At 73.0% G+C, this 23,033-nt stretch carries 21 protein-coding genes; 8 read left to right on the forward strand and 13 right to left on the reverse strand.

Annotated elements, in window-relative coordinates; translation table 11 throughout:
- The first annotated feature begins 185 nt into the window (after positions 1-185).
- Entirely contained in the window at positions 186-959 is a 774-nt protein-coding gene (locus tag ACIRSS_RS07720; protein WP_400891857.1) for an ATP-binding protein, read from the forward strand.
- A gap of 114 nt (positions 960-1,073) precedes the next feature.
- On the opposite strand, the gene ACIRSS_RS07725 is transcribed toward ACIRSS_RS07720, so the two are convergent.
- The 6 genes from ACIRSS_RS07725 to ACIRSS_RS07750 form a co-directional block, all read right to left on the reverse strand.
- Positions 1,074-1,295, reverse strand: coding sequence for a DUF2188 domain-containing protein (locus ACIRSS_RS07725; RefSeq protein ID WP_400891859.1), 222 nt, complete (start codon positions 1,293-1,295; stop codon positions 1,074-1,076).
- A 65-nt stretch (positions 1,296-1,360) separates the two neighbouring features.
- On the reverse strand, positions 1,361-2,227 hold the full coding sequence (couO, locus tag ACIRSS_RS07730; protein WP_400891861.1) for a 4-hydroxyphenyl-beta-ketoacyl-CoA hydrolase: 867 nt from the start codon (positions 2,225-2,227) through the stop codon (positions 1,361-1,363).
- A gap of 15 nt (positions 2,228-2,242) precedes the next feature.
- The gene (locus ACIRSS_RS07735) at positions 2,243-3,130 is read right to left on the reverse strand and encodes a 3-hydroxyacyl-CoA dehydrogenase NAD-binding domain-containing protein (protein ID WP_400891863.1); all 888 of its coding nucleotides are present in this window, start codon (positions 3,128-3,130) and stop codon (positions 2,243-2,245) included.
- The gene (locus ACIRSS_RS07740) at positions 3,127-5,043 is read right to left on the reverse strand and encodes an acetoacetate--CoA ligase (RefSeq protein WP_400891865.1); all 1,917 of its coding nucleotides are present in this window, start codon (positions 5,041-5,043) and stop codon (positions 3,127-3,129) included. The genes ACIRSS_RS07735 and ACIRSS_RS07740 overlap by 4 nt, the downstream gene beginning before the upstream one ends.
- Entirely contained in the window at positions 5,040-5,816 is a 777-nt protein-coding gene (locus tag ACIRSS_RS07745) for a crotonase/enoyl-CoA hydratase family protein (RefSeq protein ID WP_400891868.1), read from the reverse strand. The genes ACIRSS_RS07740 and ACIRSS_RS07745 overlap by 4 nt, the downstream gene beginning before the upstream one ends.
- Entirely contained in the window at positions 5,813-7,378 is a 1,566-nt protein-coding gene (locus ACIRSS_RS07750) for a long-chain fatty acid--CoA ligase (protein WP_400891870.1), read from the reverse strand. The genes ACIRSS_RS07745 and ACIRSS_RS07750 overlap by 4 nt, the downstream gene beginning before the upstream one ends.
- A gap of 352 nt (positions 7,379-7,730) precedes the next feature.
- On the opposite strand from ACIRSS_RS07750, the gene ACIRSS_RS07755 reads away from it, so the two are divergent.
- A complete protein-coding gene (locus ACIRSS_RS07755; RefSeq protein ID WP_400891873.1) occupies positions 7,731-8,096 on the forward strand; it encodes an STAS domain-containing protein in 366 nt (121 codons plus the stop codon).
- Positions 8,097-8,189: 93 nt separating this feature from the next.
- A complete protein-coding gene (locus ACIRSS_RS07760) occupies positions 8,190-8,750 on the forward strand; it encodes a hypothetical protein (RefSeq protein ID WP_400891875.1) in 561 nt (186 codons plus the stop codon).
- Here ACIRSS_RS07760 and ACIRSS_RS07765 read toward each other — a convergent pair.
- The gene (locus ACIRSS_RS07765; RefSeq protein WP_400891878.1) at positions 8,704-9,660 is read right to left on the reverse strand and encodes an NAD-dependent epimerase/dehydratase family protein; all 957 of its coding nucleotides are present in this window, start codon (positions 9,658-9,660) and stop codon (positions 8,704-8,706) included. The genes ACIRSS_RS07760 and ACIRSS_RS07765 overlap by 47 nt on opposite strands.
- Positions 9,661-9,764: 104 nt before the next feature.
- Here ACIRSS_RS07765 and ACIRSS_RS07770 point away from each other — a divergent pair, with 104 nt between their 5' ends.
- A complete protein-coding gene (locus tag ACIRSS_RS07770; protein WP_400891880.1) occupies positions 9,765-10,439 on the forward strand; it encodes a TetR/AcrR family transcriptional regulator in 675 nt (224 codons plus the stop codon).
- 7 nt (positions 10,440-10,446) lie between these two features.
- Here the strand turns inward: ACIRSS_RS07770 and ACIRSS_RS07775 are convergent, their stop codons facing one another.
- From ACIRSS_RS07775 to ACIRSS_RS07785, 3 genes are all read right to left on the reverse strand, one after another.
- Positions 10,447-11,376, reverse strand: coding sequence for an anti-sigma factor RsbA family regulatory protein (locus ACIRSS_RS07775; RefSeq protein ID WP_400891883.1), 930 nt, complete (start codon positions 11,374-11,376; stop codon positions 10,447-10,449).
- A gap of 91 nt (positions 11,377-11,467) precedes the next feature.
- The gene (locus tag ACIRSS_RS07780) at positions 11,468-13,261 is read right to left on the reverse strand and encodes a thiamine pyrophosphate-requiring protein (protein ID WP_400891885.1); all 1,794 of its coding nucleotides are present in this window, start codon (positions 13,259-13,261) and stop codon (positions 11,468-11,470) included.
- Positions 13,262-13,346: 85 nt separating this feature from the next.
- The gene (locus ACIRSS_RS07785; protein ID WP_400891888.1) at positions 13,347-14,615 is read right to left on the reverse strand and encodes a low temperature requirement protein A; all 1,269 of its coding nucleotides are present in this window, start codon (positions 14,613-14,615) and stop codon (positions 13,347-13,349) included.
- A 465-nt stretch (positions 14,616-15,080) separates the two neighbouring features.
- Between ACIRSS_RS07785 and ACIRSS_RS07790 the strand changes: the two genes are divergently transcribed.
- From ACIRSS_RS07790 to ACIRSS_RS07805, 4 genes are read left to right on the forward strand one after another with little or no spacing between them, the layout of a single operon-like run.
- Positions 15,081-17,654 carry an ATP-binding protein gene (locus ACIRSS_RS07790; protein ID WP_400891891.1) on the forward strand — a complete coding sequence of 858 codons (2,574 nt, stop codon included), beginning with the start codon at positions 15,081-15,083 and terminating at the stop codon, positions 17,652-17,654.
- Positions 17,651-18,157 carry a roadblock/LC7 domain-containing protein gene (locus tag ACIRSS_RS07795; protein WP_400891893.1) on the forward strand — a complete coding sequence of 169 codons (507 nt, stop codon included), beginning with the start codon at positions 17,651-17,653 and terminating at the stop codon, positions 18,155-18,157. Before ACIRSS_RS07790 ends, ACIRSS_RS07795 begins: the two co-directional genes overlap by 4 nt.
- Positions 18,154-18,546: a DUF742 domain-containing protein gene (locus ACIRSS_RS07800; protein WP_364454613.1), complete on the forward strand. Its 393-nt coding sequence runs from the start codon at positions 18,154-18,156 to the stop codon at positions 18,544-18,546. The genes ACIRSS_RS07795 and ACIRSS_RS07800 overlap by 4 nt, the downstream gene beginning before the upstream one ends.
- A 13-nt stretch (positions 18,547-18,559) precedes the next feature.
- Entirely contained in the window at positions 18,560-19,315 is a 756-nt protein-coding gene (locus ACIRSS_RS07805; protein ID WP_400891896.1) for an MHYT domain-containing protein, read from the forward strand.
- Here ACIRSS_RS07805 and ACIRSS_RS07810 read toward each other — a convergent pair.
- The 3 genes from ACIRSS_RS07810 to ACIRSS_RS07820 all read right to left on the reverse strand — a co-directional run bounded on the left by ACIRSS_RS07810 (position 19,305) and on the right by ACIRSS_RS07820 (position 22,576).
- Positions 19,305-19,691 carry an ester cyclase gene (locus ACIRSS_RS07810; RefSeq protein ID WP_400891898.1) on the reverse strand — a complete coding sequence of 129 codons (387 nt, stop codon included), beginning with the start codon at positions 19,689-19,691 and terminating at the stop codon, positions 19,305-19,307. The two genes, ACIRSS_RS07805 and ACIRSS_RS07810, sit on opposite strands and share 11 nt — an antisense overlap.
- Before the next feature lie 69 nt (positions 19,692-19,760).
- On the reverse strand, positions 19,761-20,126 hold the full coding sequence (locus tag ACIRSS_RS07815; RefSeq protein ID WP_400891900.1) for a hypothetical protein: 366 nt from the start codon (positions 20,124-20,126) through the stop codon (positions 19,761-19,763).
- Positions 20,127-20,185: 59 nt separating this feature from the next.
- On the reverse strand, positions 20,186-22,576 hold the full coding sequence (locus ACIRSS_RS07820; protein ID WP_400891903.1) for a hypothetical protein: 2,391 nt from the start codon (positions 22,574-22,576) through the stop codon (positions 20,186-20,188).
- Positions 22,577-23,033: the final 457 nt, after the last annotated feature.

Genomic DNA, 23,033 nt, shown 5'->3' on the forward strand with positions numbered 1-23,033 from the left:
ATTCGGATGGGACGGGCCCTCGGCCGGGGGCCGCGCCGGGGCGGCATGCCCGGCGCCGGGCCCGGCAAACGCGGGCCGCTGCACCGGTCGCCGGTGTGCCCGGGTTTCGCCCGATCGGCGGAAGCGGGAGCGCTGCGGCGCCCGCCGGTCCGCGGTCAACCGGAAACCCGCCGTTTGAGTGCCGCGTGACCGGCTATCCGGTCTTGAGGTCCTTTTCCCAGGAGGTGGTCCCGGTGCTCGCCCGGCACAATTCCGTCCGGCTGGTTTCCCCGGCCGGTTCGACCGCCACCGCGTCCGCCGTCGGCGTGCTCGACCGGACGACCTATCCGCGGCTGCGCGACAGCTTGCTCGAGCTCGCCGCCGACGCACGGGACGCCGTGCTCGTCGACGTCGAGCGCCTCGCCCTGCGGGATCCGGCGCTGCTGCGGGTGTTCGCGCTGGTCGCGCTGCGGGTCGGCGACTGGCCCGCGGTGCCGTTCGCCCTCGTGACCGGGCGGCCCGAGCAGCGGGCGGTGCTGGCCGGCCAGAACGTGCCCGTGTACGCCGACGCCGCCGCGGCCGAAGCCGCGTTGCCCCGTCCCGCGGCGAAAAGGGCGCGGCGGGTGCTGGTCCGGTCCTCGCGCACCTCCGCGTCCGCCCGGGAGTTCGTCCGGAGCACCTGCGCGCGGTGGGGGGTGCCCGAACTGGCCGAGGACGCCGAGCTGATCGCCACCGAACTCGTCGAGAACACGCTGCGGCACACGGATTCGGTGCCCCGGCTGCGGCTGGAGCTGCGCCGCGGGCGGCTGGCCGTCGAGGTGGCCGACGACAGTTCGCGACCCGCCTTCGTCCGCGAAGGGCTGGATCTCACCGAGACGGGCCTCGGCATGCGGATGGTCGCCAAGGTCTCGAAGACGTGGGGCAGCAGCCCGCGCCGGTCCGGCGGCAAGACCGTGTGGGCCGTGCTGGCCCGCCGCTGAGGCCCGCGTCACGTACGGGAACACCGCCGCTTCCCCTGCGTTGTAACGAGTACAGGCTCCCGCCCCCGCTCGCAGGTAACCCCCAGCCTTCGCCGAGCGGGGGCGGGTCTTCGTCTACTGTGGACGCTTCACCCGCGGCCGGTAGTCCCGCTCGGTCTCGACGTCCCCCTCCGGCGTGTGGACCACGTGCCCGACGCGCCGCTTCTTCGCGATCAGCCGGCCGGACAGCACGGCGTCGGTCCGGCGCGGCGAGGTGTTGGACGCCCGGCTCCCGCCTTCGACGCGGTTCTTCCACAGTCCGTCTTCGAAGTAGGTGTGCACGTCACCCTCGGCCACGACGTCCGCCTCCGTCCGCAGAGCACCAGGCTTCGCGGGTGCCCGGGGATGGACCGGACAAACGTTCAGGCCAGGCCGAGTACTCGGACGGCGTTCTCCTTGAGGATCAGCGGGCGCACCTCGTCCTTGAGGTCGAGGGCGGCGAAGTCGGCGAGCCAGCGGTCCGGGGTGATGACCGGGAAGTCCGAGCCGAACAGCACCTTGCGCTTCAGCAGCGAGTTCGCCGCCCGGACCAGCTGCGGCGGGAAGTACTTCGGCGACCAGCCGGACAGGTCGATGTACACGTTCGCCTTGTGCGTCGCGACCGAGATCGCCTCGTCCTGCCACGGCACCGACGGGTGGGCCAGGATGATCGTCAAGCCCGGGAAGTCGGCGGCGACGTCGTCGAGCAGCATCGGGTTCGAGTAGCGCAGCTTGATGCCGTGCCCGCCCGGCAGGCCCGCGCCGATGCCGGTCTGCCCGGTGTGGAACAGCGCCGGGACGCCCAGCTCCTGGATCGCCTCGTACAGCGGGTAGTACCGGACGTCGTTGGGCTCGAAAGCTTGCAGGCTCGGGTGGAACTTGAAGCCGCGGACGCCGTGCTCGGTCACCAGGCGCCGCGCGCGGTGCACGGCGGCCTTGCCGGCGTGCGGGTCGACCGAGCCGAACGGGATGAGCACGTCGGCGTGCTCGGCCGCCGCGTCGGCGATCTCCTCGCTCGAGAGCGCGGGGTGCCCGGTCGCGGCCGGCGCCTCGACCGTGAAGACGACGGCCGCCATGTTCCGCGCCCGGTAGTGCTCGGCGATCGACGCCACCGTCGGGGTGCGGTCCTGGCCGGCGTGGAAGTACTTCTCCGACGCGTCCAGCAGTTCCTGGTCGAGGGCGAAGCAGCCGTGCCCGTCCTGCTCGACGTGGGTGTGGACGTCGATGGCGGTCAGTGCGGAAAGGTCCACGGGAATCTCCGGTGCTCAAGGCAGGTCGGGCTGCGCGGCCTTGGCCGCCAGCAGGTGGTGCAGGACGGCGTCGCGCGCGGCGACGAGGGACCGGTCGTCGGTGCCGGCCAGTTCGGCGTCGACCCCGGCGACGAGCGCCTCGGCCAGTTCCGGCGTCAGGTGGACGCGGCCGAGGTCGCGCCACCACGCTTCGGTCGGCGGCCCGAGGTGCGCGAGGACGTGCGCGAGCCCGCCCGCGCCGCCGGAGAGGTGCTGGTTGACGAACGGGCCGAGCACGGCCCAGCGCAGGCCGGGCCCGTTGGCGATCGCGGTGTCGATGTCGGCGACCGTCGCGATGCCGCGCTCCACCAGTGAATACGCCTCCTGCCACAGCGCGGCCTGCAGCCGGTTCGCGACGTGGCCGGGCACTTCGCGCGCCAACCGGATCGGCCGCTTGCCGACCGACGTGTAGAACGCCACGGCCCGGTCGACGACCTCGGGCGCGGTGTCGCGGCCGGGCACGACCTCGACGAGCGGGATCAGGTGCGGCGGGTTGAACGGGTGCCCGACGACGACCCGCTCGGGGTGGTGCGGGCAGCCGCGTGCGATGACGCTCGGCAGCAGCCCGGACGAGCTGCTCGCCAGGACCACGTCCGGCCGCGCGGCCTCGTCGAGGACGGCGAACAGCGCGTGCTTGACGTCTTCGCGCTCGGGACCGTTCTCCTGGATGAAGTCCGCGGCGGCCGCCGCTTCGGCGGGGTCGGCGACGAACCGCAGCCGAGTCGTGTCTTCGAGCGCATCCCGCAGCCGCTCCTCGGCGCCGGGCGCCGGGTCGGTGGCGACGACGTCGAGGCCGTGGGCGAGGAAGAGCCTCGCCCAGCTCTCGCCGATCACGCCGGTGCCGACGACCGCGACAGTGCTCACGAGGGGATCCCGAAGTGGTCCAGCGCGGTGGGATCGGCCAGCACGTCCCGGCCGACGACGTCGTCCGGCCGGGCACCGAGCAGGAGTTTCTTCACGGGCAGCTCCAGTTTCTTCCCGGTGCGGTTGCGGGGGATCACCGGGACGGCGGTGATCGTGTCCGGCACGTGCCGCGGCGACAGCGCGCTCTTCAACGCCGTCGCGATCTTCGTGCGCAGCGGCGCGTCCAGGACGGCGTCCCGAAGGACGACGTAGAGGCGAAGGTCGCCGTTGCCGCCCGCCGGGTCTTCCAAGTGCACGACGAGCGAGTCGTCGACCTCCGGCAGCTCCTCGACGACGGCGTAGAACTCGGCGGTGCCGAGCCGGACGCCGCCGCGGTTGAGGGTGGCGTCCGAGCGGCCGGCGATGACGCAGCCGCCGCCGGGGTCGAACCGGATCCAGTCGCCGTGGCGCCAGACGCCCGGGTAGGTGTCGAAGTACGTGTCGCGGTAGCGGGAACCGGTGTCGTCGCCCCAGAACCCGACCGGCATCGACGGCATCGGCGCGGTGATCACGAGTTCGCCCAGCTCGCCGACGACTTCGGTGCCGTGCTCGTCGAACGCCTTGGCGTCGACCCCCAGGCAGGGCCCGGAGATCTCGCCGGCCAACACGGGCTGCAGCGGGCTGCCCTGCACGATCCCGCTGCAGACGTCGGTGCCGCCGCTGCCGACGTTGAGCAGCACTTCGGGGCCGAAGACGTCCCGCACCCAGTGGTAGCCCTCGGCGGGCAGCGGGCTGCCGGCCGCGCCGATCTGCCGCACCGCGGAGAGGTCGAACGACGCGGCCGGGTCGAGGCCCGCTTTCCGGCAGGCCATCAGGAAGCCCGGGCTCGCGCCCATCAGCGTCGCGCGGGTCTCGGCGGCGAGCCGCCACTGCCACGCCAGGTCGGGGTGCAGCGGGTTGCCGTCGACCAGCACGATCGACGCGCCGGTGAGCAGCCCCGAGACCAGCGCGTTCCACATCATCCAGGCGGTGGTGGAGAACCACAGGATCCGGTCGCCGGGGCGCAGGTCCCAGCTGAGGCCGTGGTTCTTGAGGTGCTCCAGGAGGATCCCGCCGTGGCCGTGCACGATCGCCTTCGGCTTGCCGGTGGTGCCGGAGGAGAACAGCACGCACAGCGGGTGCGCGAAGCCGACCGGCTCGAACCCGGGTGCGCTCTCGGTGAGGAGGGCGCTCCAGTCCAGGGCGTCCGGGAGGTCGTGCTCGCCGTAGGGGACGTGGACGACGTGTTCGACGGTCGGCAGGCCGGCGCGGATCTCGGCCACCTCGGCGCGGCGGTCGACGTCCTTGGCACCGTAGCGGTAGCCGGACACGGTCAGCAGGACGCGGGGTTCGATCTGGCCGAACCGGTCGACGACCGACCGGGCGCCGAACTCGGGCGCGCAGGACGCCCAGACCGCGCCGAGGCTCGCGGTCGCGAGGTAGGCGACCACGGTTTCGGGGATGTTCGGCAGGTACGCGACGACGCGGTCGCCGCGTCCGACGCCGAGCCGGCGCAGACCCGCGCGGACCTTCGCGACCTGGTCGCGCAGTTCGGCCCACGTCAGTTCGGTGCGCTCACGCGTCTGTGAGTAGGCGACGACGGCGACGTCGTCGGCCGGGCCACCGACGGCGTGCTCGGCGTAGTTGAGGGTCGCGCCGGGGAACCACTCGGTGCCCGGCATCCGCCGGTCCGGGACGACCGCACTTTCGGGGGAGTGGAAGCGCACGCCGAAGAAGTCCTTGATCGACGTCCAGAAGCCGTCGAGGTCGGTCACCGACCAGCGGTGCAGCGCGGCGTAGTCGTCGAACTTGCGGCCGCGCTCGGCCAGCCAGGTCAGGTACCGGCCGATCTCCGTGGTTTCGCGGACGTCGGGCGCGACCGGGCGCAGGATCATCGGCCGACCTTCCCGGCGCGCTTGTCCAGGAACGCCTGCATCCGCTCTTTGGCCTCGGCGCTGCCGCTCGCGACGGCGGCCATCAGCGCCTCGAGGAAGTAGCCCTCGGCCGGGTTGGCCTCGGCGATGCGGGGAAGTGCCTGCAGGACGGCGAAGTTCGTGACCGGGGAGTTCGCGGCGATCTTGCGGGCCAGGTCGAGCGCGTGCGCGGAGCCGTCTTCGACGAGGTAGTGCGACAGCCCGGCGGCGTGGCCCTCGCCGGCGTCGAGGACGCGGCCGGTGAGCATCATGTCGGTCATCCGGTGCGCGCCGATCAGCCGCGGCACCCGCACCGACGCGCCGCCGCCGACGAACAGGCCGCGCTGGCCTTCGGGCAGCGCGTAGAACGCCGAGGGCTCGGCGACGCGGATGTGCGCGGCCGCCGCCAGTTCCAGGCCGCCGCCGACGACCGCGCCGCGCAGCACGGCGACGACCGGGACGCGCCCGCGTTCGAGCCGCTCGAAGGCGCGGTGCCACATCATCGAGTGCTCCAGGCCTTCGAACGTGTCGCGCTCGGTCAGCTCGGACAGGTCGAGCCCGGCGGAGAAGTGCTCGCCCACGGCGTCCAGCACGACGGCCTTGATGCCGCGGGGCGGGGCGCCGAAGAACGCTTCGAGGCCGAGCACGGTGGTGTCGTCGAGAGCGTTGCGCTTCTCCGGGCGCGCGAGCCGCAGCACGGCGACGTCGTCGTGCAGCTCCAGGCGCAGGGACGGGGGCAGGAGAGCGGTGGTCATGCGGGTCCGTTCGGGAAGGCTTCGGCGGCCCGCGCGCGGAGTTCGACGCGGCGGATCTTGCCGGTGGCGTTGCGGGGCAGGGCGTCGGTGAACCGGATGTGCTTCGGGATCTTGTAGCGGGCGAGGTGCTGTTCGAGGTGGGCGCGGAAGCCGGCTTCGTCGAGCTCGGCACCGGCCCGGCGGACGACGAAGGCGGCGCCGACCTCGCCCCAGCGCTCGTCGGCCACGCCCACGACGGCGCAGTCGTCGACCGCGTCGAGCCGGACCGCGACGGCCTCGATCTCGGCCGGGTACACGTTCTCGCCGCCGGAGATGATCATGTCCTTGACGCGGTCGACGACGTGGGCCCAGCCGTCGTCGTCGACCTTGACGACGTCGCCGGTGCGGAACCAGTCGTCGTCCACGAAGCTCGCCTTCGACTCCTCCGGCCGGTTCCAGTAGCCGCCGAAGACGTGCGGGCCGCGCACCAGCAGCTCCGCGGGCGTCTCGGAGAGCGGCTCGGGCGTGAGCTCGGGGCCGAGTGCGGCCACGTCGGTGAAGAAGTGCGGGACGCCGGCGGCGACCGGGTGGTCGAGCGTCCCTTCGTGGGTGGCCATCGAGACGCCGGGAGCGGCCTCCGTCATGCCGTAGCCCTGGAGGAGTTTCACGCCGCGGTCGAGCCACGCGCGGGCGACGCGCTCGGCGACCGGCGAGCCGCCGTAGAGCACGCACGTCAGCGAGCTCAGGTCCGTGCGGTCCCAGTCCTCGTGGCGGCACAGCATTTCCAGCATCGTCGGGACGGCGGAGAAGCTCGTGATGCCGGCCTCGCCGATCCGGGCGAGGATCGTGCCGGGGTCGACCTTCGCGACCGGTTCCACGCTGCCGCCCTTGAACAGCGTCGGCAGCGTGATCTGGCCCAGCCCGACGCAGTGGAACAGCGGCGCGATGCACAGCGCCTTGTCGGTGCCCAGGACGTCGAGGTGGGCGAGCTGGTTGACGGTGTTCCAGGTGAGGTTCCCGTGGGTCAGGACCGCGGCCTTCGGCCGGCCCGTGGTGCCGGAGGTGTAGAGCAGCAGGCAGGGGTCCTCGAGCCGGACGCCGGTGGGCGGCGGATCTGCGGCGGCGGCGAGCTCGGCCTCGTAGTCCAGCCCGCCCGCCGGGCACGACGCCGGGTCCGTCGCGACGACGTGCCGCAGCGTCTCCGGCAGCGGGCCGGCCACCAGGTCGTCGGTGTCCGGGCTGTGCACCAGCACCGAAGCGCCGCTGTCGTCGAGCATGTAGCGGATCTCGGCGGGGGAGAGGCGGTAGTTCAGCGGCACGAAGAGCGCGCCCAGGCGGGCGGTGGCGAAGAGCGTTTCGAAGACGGTGACATCGTTGACGCCGAGGTAGGCGACGCGGTCGCCCGGCCGGACGCCGAGCCGGGCCAGCGCGCCGGCCAGCCGTTCGACGCGCTCGGCGAGCTCCGCGTAGGTGCGCGTGCGGCCGGGCTGGACGAGCGCGGTGCGCCCGGGGGAGATCCGGGCGCGGCGCGCGGGCCAGCTGCCGAGGCCGAAGTCGGCCGGGCCGTGCGGCGATCGGGGCACGCGGGCACCTCCGGTGCTATATCAGGAACCCTGAGACGCCTTCGAGTCTGACTGTCACCCGCGCGGGCTGTCAAGGGCGGACCGTCCGGGAGCGGGTTTTTGGTGCCTACGCCGGGAAGACGCGCTTTCGGCCGACAGTGGTCCACCGTCGGTTCGGCCGTTGGCGGGGTTGCGCCGTTTGGATCAAGTACTAGGCTGCGAGGGTGCGGTTCAGGAGCAGCCGCCCTCCCCCGACTTGCCGGCGTTCGAGCGGGCAGTGGACACCGCTCGGCACGCCATCCGCGACTGAAGGCGTACAAAGATGTTGGTCGTGCAGCACCCCGCGACGGCGATCCCCGTGCCGTCCCCCCGCGTGGAACGAAGTTCCTCCGCCATCAAGGTCATCCGGCCGTACTTCGGCGCGGTGATGGTCCGGATCAGCGGCGCGCTCGACGAGGACAGCGCCGCCGAGCTCGGCTCGGTCCTCGCCACCTGGGCGCACCGGCGGTTCCCGACGCTGGTGCTCGACCTCTCCGAGGTCGACTTCCTGGACTCGGCCGGGCTTTCCGTGCTCGCGGACATCCACGTCCGGACGGTCCGCGAGAACACCACCCTCCGGATCGTCACCGGCGACAACCGCGTCGTGCGCCGGGCGCTGGCCGGCAGCGGCCTCGACCACGCGCTGAACCTGAGCCCGCTGCCCTCGGGCTGGGAACGGGCGACGGAGATCCCGAACTAGGCAGGGCTTCCGGTACCCGCAGAACGGCGTTCTGCGGGTATCCGGTGTGCCCGACGCCGCCGCGGCGCGCCGCGCCGGCCCCATCCTGGTGGCATGCAGGACCCGGACGATTCGGCAAGGCAGATCTTGCTGGCCGAGTACACGGCCCTGCGCACCGAAGCCGAGCGCCGCGCGAATGTGCAGTGGAACGTCTTCGCGCTGCAGCTCGCCTCGGCGGGCGCGATCGCCAGTGTCGCCATCTCGGCGAACCCGACGGTGCTCCTGCTGGTCCCGGTGTCGTCCTACCTGCTCGGCAGCCGGTACATCCTGCACGACTTCCACATCAAGCTCATCCGGCGTTACGTGCGGGAGTCGCTCGCGGAGCGGCTCGGCGGGCACCTCCAGTGGGAGACCTGGCGGTCCACCGCGCTCGCCGCGCCCACCTCGCGGGGCTGGTTCAGCGTCACCGGCTGGAACTTCGTGCACCCGACCCGGCTGGCGTTCGACGGCGTCGGGCTGCTCGCCCTCGCCGCCGCCGGGGTCTCGGGTGGCTACCTGTGGTGGCTGCGGTCGCCGCCGTGGCCGGTGGTCGCCGGGTTCGCCGGCGGCTGGCTGGTGGGGCTGGCCGTCACCGCGCTGCTGCGTCGTGCCTTCCGGCGTGCTTCGGACCTCTGATCCCCTCGATCGTCTCGCGCAGGGCGTCGTCCGTCGGGGTCGGCTCGATGCCGAACGCCGCCGTCGCCGCCGATGAGTCCAGCACGAACGGTGCGCGCAGCTGGTACGCCATCTCCGGCATTTCGCGCGCCGTCGCGTCGAACAGCCCCGCCAGGCGCAACGCGATCCGGGGCATCGTCGTCACGCGGGCCGGCGGGGCTCCCGCCAGCTCCGCCGCGCGAGCCGCCAAGCGGCACACCGACATCGGCGGTGGCGTCGGCGCGTGCCACGGCCGGCCCCACGCTCCCTCGTCCGCCGCGACCGCGACCAGCGTGCGCGCGACGTCGCCGACGTACGTCCAGCTGTGCGGCGCGTCGAGGTCGGCCGGGGCCGCCGCGCGCTTGCCCGCCAGGACCTTCGGCAGCACCAGCGCCGTGAACGCCGACAGCGCGCCCGCGCCGAGGTAGTCCGAGCCGCGGACCTCCGCCGTGCGGATCCGGCCGGCGTCGTGCGCCGCCAGCGCCTCGGCCCAGAGCTTCGCCCGCACCTCGCCCTTGACCGAGTTCGGGCGCGCCGGCAGCTGCTCGGTCATCGGCCCGTCGACCGCGCCGTACGCGTACAGGTTCCCGGTCGTGACGAGCACCGCGCCGCTCGTCTCGGCCGCGTGCACCAGCGCCGCGCCCAGCGGCGGCCAGTCGGTGGGCCAGCGGTGGTACGCCGGCCCGGCGCAGCTGTACAGCGCGGCCGCGCCGGCCGTGTGCCGCGCCAGCGTGGCGGCGTCGGTGGCGTCCGCCGCCACGAGCCGGACGCCGTCGACGGCCGGGCCGGCGCCGCGCCGGCTCAGCAGGCGGACTTCGTTGTCGCGGGCGGCGAGCAGGCGCGCGGTGGCCGAACCGACCGGACCGGCGCCGACGATGACGTGCAGAGCCATGGAAAACCCCCAAGGAGAGAACACTGTTCTCGGACGAGAACACCGTACGAGCTCCGGGGTCGTCGAGTCAAGAACAGTGTTCTCGGCTGTGCGACACTGGGGCCGTGTCCGCCTCGTCGCTGCGTGCCCGGGTCCGCTCGGAGATGCACCAGGAGATCAAGGAAGTCGCCCGCCGGCGCCTGGCCGAGGAGGGCGCGAACCTGTCGCTGCGGGCCGTCGCCCGCGACCTGGGCATCGTCGCTTCGGCGCTGTACCGGTACTTCCCGAGCCGCGACGCGCTGCTGACGGCGTTGATCATCGACGCCTACGACGGCCTGGGCGACGCCGCGATCGAGGCCGAAGCCGCCCTCCCGCGCGAGGACCTGCGCGGCCGGTGGCTGGCGGCGTGCCACGCGGTGCGGTCGTGGGCGCTCGCCCACCCGGCCGAGTACGGCCTGCTCTACGGCAACCCCGTCCCCGGCTACGCGGCGCCGCAGGAGACGGTCGGCCCGGCGTCGAAGGTGATCCTGCTGCTGGCGGCCATCGTCGCCGAAGCGCCGGACGACCCGGCCGGACCGCCGGCGCCGGCCCCGGTCCGCACCGACCTGCGCCGCCTGGTCGACGAGCAGGCGGGCGACCTCTCGGAGGAGCGCCTGGACCGGGTGCTGCTCGCCTGGACGCACCTGTTCGGCCAGGTCAACTTCGAGGTCTTCCACCGCCTCGACGACATGGTCCAGGCGCGCGCGGAGTACTTCGAACACCACTTGACCTTGCTGGCCGACCTCGCCGGCCTGCCCTGACGCGGGCTCAGGCGCGGAAGTACGCGCGGAACGTCGTGCCGTGGTCGCCGGTGTGCAGGCGGACCAGGTCGGCCAGGTAGTTGACCAGCAGCAGCCCGCGGCCCCGGGTCTGCTCCGGCGTCGCCGGGTGGCGGCCGGCCAGCGGGTCGGCCAGGGTGCCGCGGTCCTGGACCTCGCAGACGAACTCGCCGCCTTCGTTCCACAGCCGGACCGTGCCCGTGCCGCCGCCGTGTTCGACGCAGTTGGACAGCAGCTCCGTCACCACCACCTCGACGTCGGCCACCTGGTCGGCGCTCAGCCCGCCGGCCTCGGCCTGGACCTGGGCGGCGGTCCGGGCCGCCGCGAGGTCGGTCGTGCCGGCCAGCTCCACCACCCGCTCCGGCGGGGGACCCGGCGGCAGCGGCCGGTTGTACCGGGCGAGGACGTCGTCGGGCGCGTACGCGGCGCTCGGGCGGTGGCCGGCGCCGTCGATCAGGACGGGGTGGGTCGCCTCGGCGTCCGCCAGCGCGGCCGGGTCGAGGCTCGAGACGTCGTACGGGCACAGGATCGTCACGTCCCGGCCGGCGAACGCGTGGTTGATCAGCGCTTCGTGCTGCACGCACGCCGGGTACTCGACGGCCGACCGCCCGGCCCAGATCGGCTCGCCGATGATCCGCACCGGCCCGACCGGGTGCTTGTCGGCGAAGCCGCGCAGGACCCGCGGGATGATCCGCCCGGGGTTGCGCCCGGCTTCGGTCATGTCCAGCAGCCGGACGCGGTCGGCGTCCGCGCCGAGCTCGCGGCGCAGCAGGTCTAGGTTCGGTCCCGGCACGGCGACGGCCACCGGTTCACCGGCGGCGAGCCCGGCCCAGACGAACGGAACGGTCCCGGCCACGTACTCGGCGTCGTCGCGGTAGAACAGCGCGGGGTGCACGAAGGGGTCGGCGGGCGCGCTCAACTGGCCTCCTCCATCTGCCGAGGACGCCCTCCAGTATGCGCGACCGGCCTCACCGGTTCGGGGGACCCCCGCCTCGGCCCGGTCGTCGGCGTCAGCGGTTCTTGCCGGGCAGGAACTCCTGCAGCTTCGTCTTGACCCCCTGCGCCACGAGGTGGAACGCGTCGGGGTCGCCCTTCAGCACCGCTTGGGCGGCCGACTTCACCTGCTCGAACGTCGCGTGCGGCGGGATCGGCGGCACCTCGGGGTCGCAGCGGACGTCCAGGACCGCCGGCTTCCCCGCGGACAGCGCGGTGTCCCACGCCGGCGCGAGCTGGTCCGGCTTGTCGACGGTGACCGCGGTCAGGCCCAGCGAAAGCGCGAAGCCGGCGTAGTCGACGTCCGGCAGGCTCTGGGACTCCTCGAACTTCGGCGCGCCGCCCATCGCGCGCAGCTCCCAGGTGACCTGGTTCAGGTCGTTGTTGTGGAACACGCAGATCACGCAGCGCGGGTCGCTCCACAGGTGCTGGTAGCGGGCGATGGTGATCAGCTCGGCGAGGCCGTTCATCTGCATGGCGCCGTCGCCGACGAGGGCGATCACCGGCCGGTCCGGGTGGGCGAACTTCGCGCCGATCGCGTACGGCACGGCCGGCCCCATGGTGGCCAGCGTCCCCGACAATGACCCGCGGATCTCGCCGCGGATCCGGAGGTTGCGGGCGTACCAGTTGGTGGACGAGCCGGAGTCGGCGGTGACGATGGCGTTGTCCGGGATCCGCTTGGACAGCTCGGAAACGACGGCCATCGGGTTGACCGGGTCGGCGTCGACCGCGGCTTCCTTCTCGACGGTCTCCCACCAGGAAGCGACGTTCTTCTCGATCGTCTCGCGCCACGACCGGTCCGGCTTGGCCGCCAGCTTGGGCAGCAGCGCGCGCAGCGTGGCCGCGCTGTCGCCGACGAGGTTGACCTCGGTCGGGTAGCGCATCCCGATCAACCGGCCGTCCAGGTCGATCTGCACGGCCCGGGCCTGGCCGAAGTCCGGCAGGAACTGGCTGTACGGGAAGTTCGAGCCGACGATCAGCAGCGTGTCGCAGTCGCGCATGAGCTCGTAGCTCGGCCGGGTGCCGAGCAACCCGATCGAGCCGGTCACGTACGGCAGCTCGTCGGACAGGACGTCCTTGCCCAGCAACGCTTTCGCGACCCCGGCGCCGGTGGTCTCGGCGAGCTGCCGGACTTCTTCGGCGGCGCCGCGCGCGCCCTGCCCGACGAGGACGGCGACCTTCTCGCCGGCGTTGAGCACCTCGGCCGCCGCGTCGAGGTCCTCCCCGGGCGGGACCGGCGCGGACCACGACGTGCTCGGCGGGCTGGACGGCACCTGCTTGAACGCGTGCTTCGGCGCTTCGTACGGTTCTTCCTGCAGGTCGGCGGGGATGATCAGCGCGGTCGGGCAGCGGCCGGCTTCGGCCGTGCGGATCGCCCGGTCGAGCGCGTTCGGCAGCTGCTCGGCGACGTTGACCTCGACGAGGTATTCGCTCGCGACGTCCTTGTAGAGCGCCTGCAGGTCGACTTCCTGCTGGTAGCTGCCGCCCATCGCGCTGCGGGCGGTCTGCCCGACGATCGCGACGACCGGGACGTGGTCGAGCTTGGCGTCGTAGAGCCCGTTGAGCAGGTGGATCGCGCCCGGGCCGGACGTCGCCATGCAGACCCCGACGCGGCCGCTGAACTTCGCGTAGCCGACCGCCGATAACGCGGCCATCTCCTCGTGCCGCGCCTGCACGAACCGCGGCTGGTCGTCCGCTTTGCCGAACGCGGCGACGAGGCCGTTGATCCCGTCGCCGGGGTAGGCGAAGACCTGCTCGACACCCCACTCGCGCAGGCGTTGGAGCAGGTAGTCGCCGACTGTCTGAGCCATGAGTACTCCCTGTGCGTCCTGGGCTTCCGGTGGCCGGTTACCCGAATGGCGCCCGGGGAATCGCGATACCCGCTTCCGGGCCGGGTCAGGGCTGCCGCGGCCGGTCGTGGTCGTGGAGCCGATCCCGCTCGATGCTGCGCAGGAACGCCACCGGGTCCGAGCCGAACTCCTCGAGCGCGCGGTGGCGGATGCCCGCCGCGATCAGCGTCGAGCCGACCGCCCACACCGCGACCACCACGACCACCGCGGGCGCCGGGAGCACGCGGCCCAGGAAGGCCAGGCACACCGTCGCGGCCAGCGCCGCGACCTGGGCCACGCCGCTGTACCAGCGTTCCGCCGGGCCGGAGGAGAACACCCGGGTGCCCGACAGGTACAGCGCCAGGCCGATGGTCGTGTACCAGCTCGCCGCCTGGGGCGGGGACTCGTGCAGCGACAGGTTCACCCCCGCCGCGATGAGCAGCAGCGCGAACGCCGGGAACAGGTGGCCGCCCGCGTAGAGCGAATACGCGAGCGCCGGGTTGCCGCCCGAGAGGTCGAGCATGCGCTCGTAGATCAGGGCGGCCGACGTGAAGTACAGCCACCACAGCGCGCCCGCCATCACCAGCCCGGCGACCAGGGACGCCCAGTACGCGAGGTCGTCGGCCGGCCGCTCGAGCGCCGCCGTGCCGACGGTGATCACCAGCTCGCCGAGCAGCAGGATCATGAACAGCCCGAACCGCTCCGCCAGGTGCGCCGAGTCGACCGCCAGGTTCGGGTCGCGCGGCGGCGCCCACATGCTCCGCCACCGCGCCTCGCGCGTGGGCCGTTCCCGCCGCTCGCCGCGACGCCGCTTCGGCCGGTCGCCGAGCAGCAGGAACCCCGCCTCCTGCAGGAGCGCGACCACCCACAGCACCCACGTGTAGGGGATGACCGCCGACACGCCGAACAGGACCGCCGAGAGCGTGTAGCCCCAGCTGATCCGCCGCTGGTCCAGACCGTCGCGGGCCGGCCAGCGGTGCGCGGCCGCGAGGATCAGGCGGACGGCGGCCATGGCCACCGCGAAGATCGCCGGGTGCCCGTCGAAGACGTGGTGCGCCTGGGTGGCGGCGATCCCGCAGGGGATCGTGCCGGCGAGCACGAACAGCCGGTCGGCGACGCGGCTGTCGTCGCCGCGGCGGTTGTACAGCACGGCGAAGCCGATCCACGTCCACCACAGCGTCGCGAACAGGCCGCCCGCGGCGGCCACCCGCGCCCAGTGCGGGTCCGCGACGACGCCGTGCGCCACCTGGCCCACCGCGAACACGAAGACCAGGTCGAAGTACAGCTCGACCCAGCCGACCCGCTTGCCGCCGCCGGTTTCGTCCACATCGGTCACGACGGCGATTCTGCCGGGCCGGTGGCGAGGACCCACGACCGGGCGCCGGGGGAATTATTAACACACCATTCGAACAATGGGCGGAATTCGTCCCGGCAACTGCTGTGGGTAATTCTGCCGCCAATGCGACGGCGGCGCGCGTTTACCGCTCGGTAGGCCCTGGAGCTGCGCGAATCTGCTTGTACGGTGTGCAAGCAGCGATCGCCGGAACACGATGCGTGAACCGGCGAAGGGAATCGTGGCCAATTCGATCAGCGCGTTCCGAAACGCCGCTGCTTAGGGTTGACAAGGATGCCGGACGTGGGGTTCTCTGCTGGTCGGCTCGATCAACGCCACGTCCTCGCCGGTCCGGGAGCCGGGTTCGGAAAGTCCGCTCGGGACGTCCGTGGTCGGCCCTGGGGCCCCCTCGTCCTGTCCGAGTTCGACGTCAGCCGTGCGCGCGGCTGGGAATCGAGCGATTCCGCCATGCACGAAAGCAGATCCACGCCCCGCCTGCCGGTGGACGCCGCGTGGTGGCCGGCGCACTGGAGCGTCCGCACCAAGATCAGCGTCGTCCTGCTGCTGCCGGTCCTGGTCGCGGTGGCGCTCGCGGAAGTCCGGATCCAGGGCGAGCTCGACCGCGCGACCGCGCTCAGCGCGGCCCGCGACCGGCTGCCGGTGCTGCACGACACGATCGACCTGACCGGTTCGCTGGGCGAGGAGATGGTCGCCGCGGTGGCGGTCCCGGCCGGCGCGCCGAACACGCTGACCGCGGCCGTCGACGCGAAGGTGGCCGCCGTCCAGCGCGACATCGGCTTCGCGCCGCTGCCCGCCGACACCGGCCGCGCGCTGAACACCGCGCTGGGCAAGCTCGCCGGGATCCGCGCGGCCGGCGCCGGCGGCGGCGACGTCCGCACGAAGGCCGAAGGCTACAACGACATCATCGCCACCCTCGGCGATCTCGTGCCTTCGTTCGTCCCGGCCGACGCAGGCAGCGAAACCGCGGCCGGCGCGGAAACCACCCGGCTGCTGGTGCACCTGCGCGCCGAGCTGGCCACCGAAGAGACCTTCGCTCGAGCGGCGCAGAACAGTCCCGACGACGCGTCGCTGCGCCCGGCCGTCGTGCAGACCGCCGCCGAGCAGGAGGTGCTCGGCGAGCAGGTCGAACACCAGCTCACCGGCGACCGGCTGAACCGGTTCAAGGCGGCGACGAGCTCCGCCGACGCCCGCCTCGAGACCCTGCAGGACTCCGGGAACGGCGGCACCGCGGCGCTCGCGTCGTTCGCCCCCTCGATCGCCGCCGAGACGGCCGGCGTGACGGCCGTGCTGAACGACGTCTCGGCGAAGCTGGCGAGCGACGTCTCGGCCGCGGCCGACCGGGCCCGGTCCGACTCGCTGCGCGACACGGCCCTGGTCCTCGGCGCGCTGCTCGGCGCGCTCGCGATCGCGCTCCTGGTGGTGCGGTCCCTGGTGACGCCGGTGCGGCGGCTGCGCGCGGCCGCCCTGCGCGCGGCGAACGAACAGCTCCCGGAGACCGTCCGGCAGGTCCGGGAGGGCCACGACGTCGACTGGCGCGCGGTGCCCGACTCCGGCGTCAAGACCGAGGAGGAGATCGGGCAGCTGGCCCGGGCGTTCGACGACATGCACCGGCAGGCGGTCCGGCTCGCTGTCGAGCAGGCCGAGCTGCGCAAGCAGGTCAGCGAGATGTTCATGACGCTGTCGCGGCGGAGCCAGTCGCTGGTCGAGCAGCAGCTGTCGATCATCGAAGACCTCGAGGCGGGGGAGCAGAGCCCGAAGCGGCTCGACGAGCTGTTCCGGATCGACCACATCGCGACCCGGCTGCGCCGCAACGGCGAGAACCTGCACGTCCTGGCGGGGGGCCGCCCGGTGCGGCACGGCCGCGAACCCGTGCCGACGCGCGACCTGCTGCGCGCGGCGACGTCGGAGGTCAAGGACTACCGGCGGGTGGCGCTGGGCAACGCGCCGCGCAGTTCGGTGCAGCCCGAGGCGGCCGCGGACGTCGTGCACATCCTCGCGGAGCTGCTGGAGAACGCGACGCGGTATTCGCCGCCGGAGCACAAGGTGGCGCTGACGGCCGACCGCGGCGCCGACGGCGGGCTGCTCATCGAGGTCGTCGACCAGGGGCTGGGCATGACCCCGGCGGAGCTCGCGGCGGTGAACGAGCGCCTCGCGGCGGCCGGGACGGTCGGCCCGGAGACGACCCGCCGGATGGGGCTGTTCGTGGTCGGCCGGCTCGCGGCGCTGCACGGGGTGACGGTCCGGCTGCGCGCGACCGGCACGGGCGCCCGCCACGCGGGCGTGACGGCGAGCGTCCACGTCCCGGGCGCGCTGGTGATCGCGGACCTGGCCCGCCCGATCGGCGCGGGGAGGCTGGTGTCGGCGGGAGCGAACCGCAACGGCCACACCCGGCCCCCGGTGGTGCCGGCGCAGGCGTCGACGCCGATCTTCGAGCAGGTCGTGACGAGCTGGTTCACCGAGCCGGTGGCCAAGCCGGTGGTCCGGCGGAACGGCTCGGCCGGGCCGGGGGAGTGGCCGGCGGTGGGGAAGAGGGAACCGGCGCCGACGGAGTCCACAATGGACTGGCCGCCCACCGAGGCGAAGACCGAGGCCGAAGCTCCGGTGGCACAACGGAGTCCCGCCGCCGAAACAACACCGTCCACCGCGCAGGCCGAGGACTCGGCGATCCCGGCCACGGACTGGCCCCCCTCGGTGGAAAAGCCCGTCGCGCGGCCCGAAAAGCCCGTCGTCGGCGAGTGGGACACCCCGGCCGACCGCGCGCGGCAAGCCGCCGAAAGCGCTCTCAAGCCCGCCCCCGCGCAGCGGCTCACCGAGGCCGGCCTGCCCACCCGGCGGCCCGGGGCCCAGCTGGCCCCCGGCGCGGCCGTCCCGCGGGTGCGCGAGCAGGACGGCGGGTCGTTCCGCGACGCCGCCGCCGTCCGCACCAGCCTCTCCCGCCATTACCAGGGGATGCGCGCGGCCCGGCGGGAGACCGCGGCCCGCGCCGAAGAATCCGGAAAGGACGAAGTGGATCCGCGATGACGGAACTTCCCGGCGTGCCGCGCCGCACCGGCACCGAACCGTCGGCCCGGTCCCTCAGCGGGACGCTGGCCTTCCCCGGTTCCGCCGCGCCGCCCGAACGGACGGCGACGCTGAACTGGCTGGTCAACGGGTTCGTCCAGGACGTGTCGGGGGTCGCGCACGCCGTGCTGGTCTCCGCCGACGGCCTGCTCGTGGCCGCCGACGAGTCGCTGCCCCGCGAGCGCGCCGACCAGCTGGCGGCCATCGCCGCCGGCCTGTCCAGCCTGTCGCTGGGCACCGCCGAGCTGTTCACCGCCGGGCGGGTGGTGCAGTCGGTGATCGAGATGGAGCAGGGGTTCCTGCTGCTGATGAGCGTCGGCGACGGCTCGAACCTCGTCGTGCTCGCCTCGACCGGCTGCGACATCGGGCTGGTCGGCTACGAGATGACGATGCTGGTCGAGCGGGTGGGGCAGAAGGTCGACGTGCCCGCGCGCGAGATGCCGGTGGCCCAGGACCACCGGTGATCGACGACCCGCCGCCCGGGCCGTACGGGGAGGAGCCGCGGCGCAGCGCGTCGCTGGCCCGCCCGTACGCCTGGACGGAAGGCCGGACGGCGCCGGCGGTCGAGATCGCCGTCGAAGCGCTGGTCGAGACCACCGCTGCGGGCCGGGCCGAAGCCGGCTACCTCGGGTCGAGCGCGCTGGCGGAGGTCACCGAGCTGTGCCTGCGGCCGCGGTCGCTGATGGAGATCGCCGCACTGCTGTCGCTGCCGCTGGGCGTGGTCCGCGTGCTCGTGTCGGACCTGATGCAGGACAACCTGGTGATCGTGCGCGACACGCTGTCGGACACCTCCACCTGGGACGAGCGCCACGACCTGATGGAACGCGTGCTGCACGGGCTGCGCGACCTGTAGGAAGGACTTTGCGATGGAGCATTTCGCGCTGGGGCACTGGCTGCTGGTGCTCGCGTACCTGACGTCGGTCGTGGGCTGCGCGCTCGGGCTGGCGTGCACGGTGCAGGCCCGCCACGCGGCGAACCCCCGCCACCGCATGCGGTGGCTGGTGCTGGCGGCGATCTCGATCGGCGGCGTCGGCATCTGGCTGATGCACTTCGTCGCGATGCTCGGCTTCAGCACGCCGGGGATGCCGGTCCGCTACGACATCTTCCGCACGGTGCTGTCGGCGATCCTCTCGGTCGGGGCGGTGTTCGCGGGCCTGCTGGTGGTGGGTGGCCGCGCGAAGTTCGGCTGGTGGCGCCTCGCGCTCGGCGGCGTGATCACGGGCCTGGCGGTGAACGTCATGCACTACACGGGGATGTCGGCCTTGCGGGTGAAAGGCGACTTCGGCTACGACGGCGGCCTGGTGGCGCTGTCGGTGGTGATCGCGGTGGTGGCCGCGACGGCGGCGCTGTGGTTCGCGGTGTTCCTCGACCGGCTGCCGCTGCGGTTGCTGGCGGGGTTCGTGATGGGCGCGGCGGTGACGGGCATGCACTACACGGGCATGGCGGCGGTCCGGATGCACATGGACATGAACGCTCCGGACCCGGCCGGGGTCGAGGTGTTCTCGTTCCTGTTCCCGGTGTTCGTGCTGGCGGCGATCGCGATGGCGGTGCCGCTGTGCGCGGTGCTGATGGCGCCGGCGGTGTCCCCGAAGGCCGAGCAGCCGCAGCCGGTCACGGTGTGAGCTGCTCGCGGATCGCGTCGGTGTCGAGCAGAGACCAGATTTCGGCGATCTTGCCGTCTTCGTAGCGGTAGAAGACGTGCTCGACGAAGGAGATGCGCTCGCCGGTCGGCGGAAAGCCGCGAAAGACCTCGACGGGAGTGCAGTCGAACCGGATGCGGCACGCGACCTGGTCGCCCTGGACGACGAGGCGTTCGATCGCGTAGTGGAGATCGGGGATCTCGGTGGCGTCCCGCTGCAGGAGGTCCTGGAACTCGGCGACGGTGAGGGTGCGGCCGTTGTGGACGACCGGGTCGTGCGCGAACGCGCCGAGGTCGGCGAAGCGCCGCTCGTTCAGGCAGGTGAGGTAGGCGCGGTAGCGCTCTTCGACGTCCGTCACGGTTCCCTCACGCCTTCCCGGGCCGGCGGTCCGAAGTGGACCGATCGGGCTCCACTCCGAACTTCTCGATCATGAACCGCCAGAACAGCGGCACCGCCTCGGAGCCGGGCCGGAAGATCCCGTCGTCGTGGCCGGTGACCGACCGGTGCTCGATGAACACGCCGCAGGCGCCGACGTAACCGGACGACGGGACCGGACGACCACGACCGGGACCGGCGGGTGCTCCGGCAGGGGGCGGGCCGCGACCACCAGGTCGTGCATCGACGTCAGCCCCGCCAGCTGCCGCTCGCCGCCGCACGCGAGCACGCTGCCGGCGATGTCGGCCAGCGGCCGCAGCTCCGCGTGGTCGGCGGCCATGGCGTCGAACCGGGTGGTGATCTCCCGCCAGGGGACCTCGTGGAACCGACCGGGCCACGCCCGCGAGTTCGACCGCATGCCACCAGTGTGGCAAACGGCCCGCGGGGAACCTCCCCGCGGGCCGTCACCTCAACCCCCTACAGGATGCACAGCAGCGAACACGCGGTCGCCGAGGACCACGCCGTGTGCGACGGCGGCGTCCCAGGCGGGACGTTCACCGGCACATAACTCACCTTCGCCTGGTTGGTGATCGGGAACAGGCTCAGCAGCGCGTACGTCGAACAGTAGACCTGCTTCGACTGACCCGCCGCCAACGTGAAGTCCGCCGTCTGGCAGGACGGCTCCACGCTGTCCACCACGTGCGCGGACGTGATCCCGACCGGGCCGAGGTCGGTGACCGTGATCCGCCAGTACGCCGTCGCGTTCAGCAGGCCCAGGAACCCGACCCCCGCCTGCTTCGCCCACGGTCCGGCGCCACCCGGGCCGCACTTCGAAGCCGACGACGACGTGCAGATCTCCTTCTCCACCTTGACCTTCGGCGTGCACGACGCGCCCGGCGCGACCGGCAGCGTCACCGTGTTCGAAGTGAACGAGCCCGTCGAATCCGTGCCCGACGCCGTGTTCGCCACCGACGACACCGCGCAGTCCGCCGAGATCGTCGTGCGGAAGCACAGCTGCGGCGCGTCGCCCGCGTAGTCCACCACCAGCCGGCCGGCGAACCCGGCCGCGGAGTGCAGGACCAGCGTGGTCGTCACCGTGATCGACGGGTGTGCCGCCACGGAGACCCCCGTCAGGTCGACCGAGCCGTCCGGGGCGAAGCCCGGCGTCGGCACCGTCGCGCCGTCCTGGTCGACCACGGTGACCCGCGACGCCGCGAAGTCGACGTTCGCCGGGTCGACGCCCGTCAGCCGCGCCGCCGTGTACCCCTGGACGTGCGAGCCGCCGTCGCAGTAGAAGTCACCCGGCTTCAGCGTCACCTGCCCGCCCGAACGGACGCAGGGCGTGGCCCCGGTCGTGGGATCCATCGAGAACAGCACGCCCGCGTCGCCCAGGCCGATCAGGCAGCCGGACGGCGGGTCGTACGAATACCCGTAGTCCCGCGTGGCCCCGCCGTTCACCGTCGGGTGCGAGATCGGCCCCGGCAGGCCCGCGCACGCCGTGCCCGTCGTCCAGTCGTGGCAGAGCGCCGCACCCGCGTAGCCGCCGTTCCAGATCGGCAGGTAGCTGCGCGTGCGGCCGTTGGGATCGGTGACGACCTCCGGCGGGAAGGCGTACACGCCGCCCGGCAGCGCGGCCGGTCCCGGCGGGGCCGCGAGCGCGGAACCGTCGAGGGCGTAGCACGTCGTGACGTCCGTCCCGCCGGTCGTCGTCGCGCACGCGCCCACCGGGGCGCCGCTCGCGTCGAAGGCCGTGTAGTCGTTGTAGTTGTAGTTGCCGGCGGGGCCGGTCGGGCGCGAGGACGCCCAGTTCGCGCACGCCGTGGCCGTCGCCGGGTCGAAGCAGCCCAGGGCCGGCTGCTGCCCGGTGCCCGGGTTCGACGTCGACGCGAACACCTTGCCCGCCACCACGGTCACGCCGCCGTAGACGTACGGCTGGTTGGCCGCCGGCGCGATCGGCGCGTACGGCTGGCCGCCGCAGGCGCTCTGCGTGGCGATGGTCCAGCACACCACGGCGCCGGAGGTGACGATGCCGTACAGGTTGCCGGCGCTCTCCACGAAGCCGCCGATGCTGCGCACCGGTGGTGATCCGCCCAGCGCGGCCAGCGGCCAGTACCCGCAGTTGGCCGCGGCGGCCAGGTCGAGGCAGCCGACGCCGGTCGACGCCGCGGTGACGGCGGGGTAGTAGACCTTCGCGGGCGCGGCGGGGTCGCGCACGTACTGCTCGACCATGGTGCTGGCGATGTCCCCGGCCCCCAGGGTGCCGAGCGGGCCCGGTGCGGTGTTGAGCACCTTCGGCCACGGGCCGCCCGGGCAGCGCTGCCCGGTGGCGAGGTCGGTGCAGACCACCTTCGGCGAAGTGGCCCCCAGGTGGTGGTAGATGTTCCAGGCCTGCAGCGTGCCACCCGGCGGGCGGTACAGGATCGGGCTGAAGCCGTCGCCGCCGGTCGCCGTCGTGACCGCCTGCACGGGCGGGGTGAGGGCACCGGACAGCGAGGTCGCGTCCGGCCCGGCGTCGGGGTCGGTCGCCCGCACGGCGGTGACGCCGGACGCGGGTTCGGTGCCGGTGAACGTGGTGCCGTCGGTGGACCACGACGGCGTCCAGCCGGGCGGGGCGTGCAGCGAGCCGGACTGGAACGCCTGGCCCGCGCCGACGGCGTCGGTGATGGTGGCGGCGCCGGACCCGGTCGCCTGGTCGTCGTAGCCGATGACCCAGTTCGCGGTGGCGCCGTGGTCGGCGGGGGATCCGGTGCCCTGCACGGACTTCGTGAGCCCCGAGACGGCGGCGGCTTCGGCGGCCACGGGCAGCGCGACGGCGGAGGCCGCGACGAGCACGAGGGGCAGCACGGCACCCAGCATGCGTCTTCGCATGAATGGTCCTCGATTCTTTCGCGAGAGTGGATTCCGGGAATCGTTTTCCCGGCCGAAGGAAAATCCTATGCCGTGCCGGGAGTGCGTTGAAGCGCACTCACCCGGGCGCCAGAAAGGCGATGCCAACAGCGCAGTTCGTTACCGACGCGAAACAATGAACGCCCGCTGTGACAAGGGGTTTTCCGGTGGCTGCTCACCCGGATGCCGTCCTGCTGTCACTCGATCGGGTAACGGCCGGTCGCGAAAACCGGCGTGATTCCCCGGCGGTGATGATCTACTTTCCGAATGCGCTGGTGTCCTGCCTTCGCGTCGGGTGTCTCGACCCACGCTCGCCGGGAATTCGCGCGAGACCCGGGTCCGACGACCGACGTTGCGCCCGGACAGCGGCTCTCCCGTGGTGGCCATCGGCCGGGCCGCAGCCTGCCGGGCTCGGCGCTCAGCCCGAACCGGTACCGGT

Origin of the sequence: Amycolatopsis sp. NPDC101161 (assembly GCF_044768185.1) — a bacterium.
Classification (GTDB): Bacteria; Actinomycetota; Actinomycetes; order Mycobacteriales; family Pseudonocardiaceae; genus Amycolatopsis.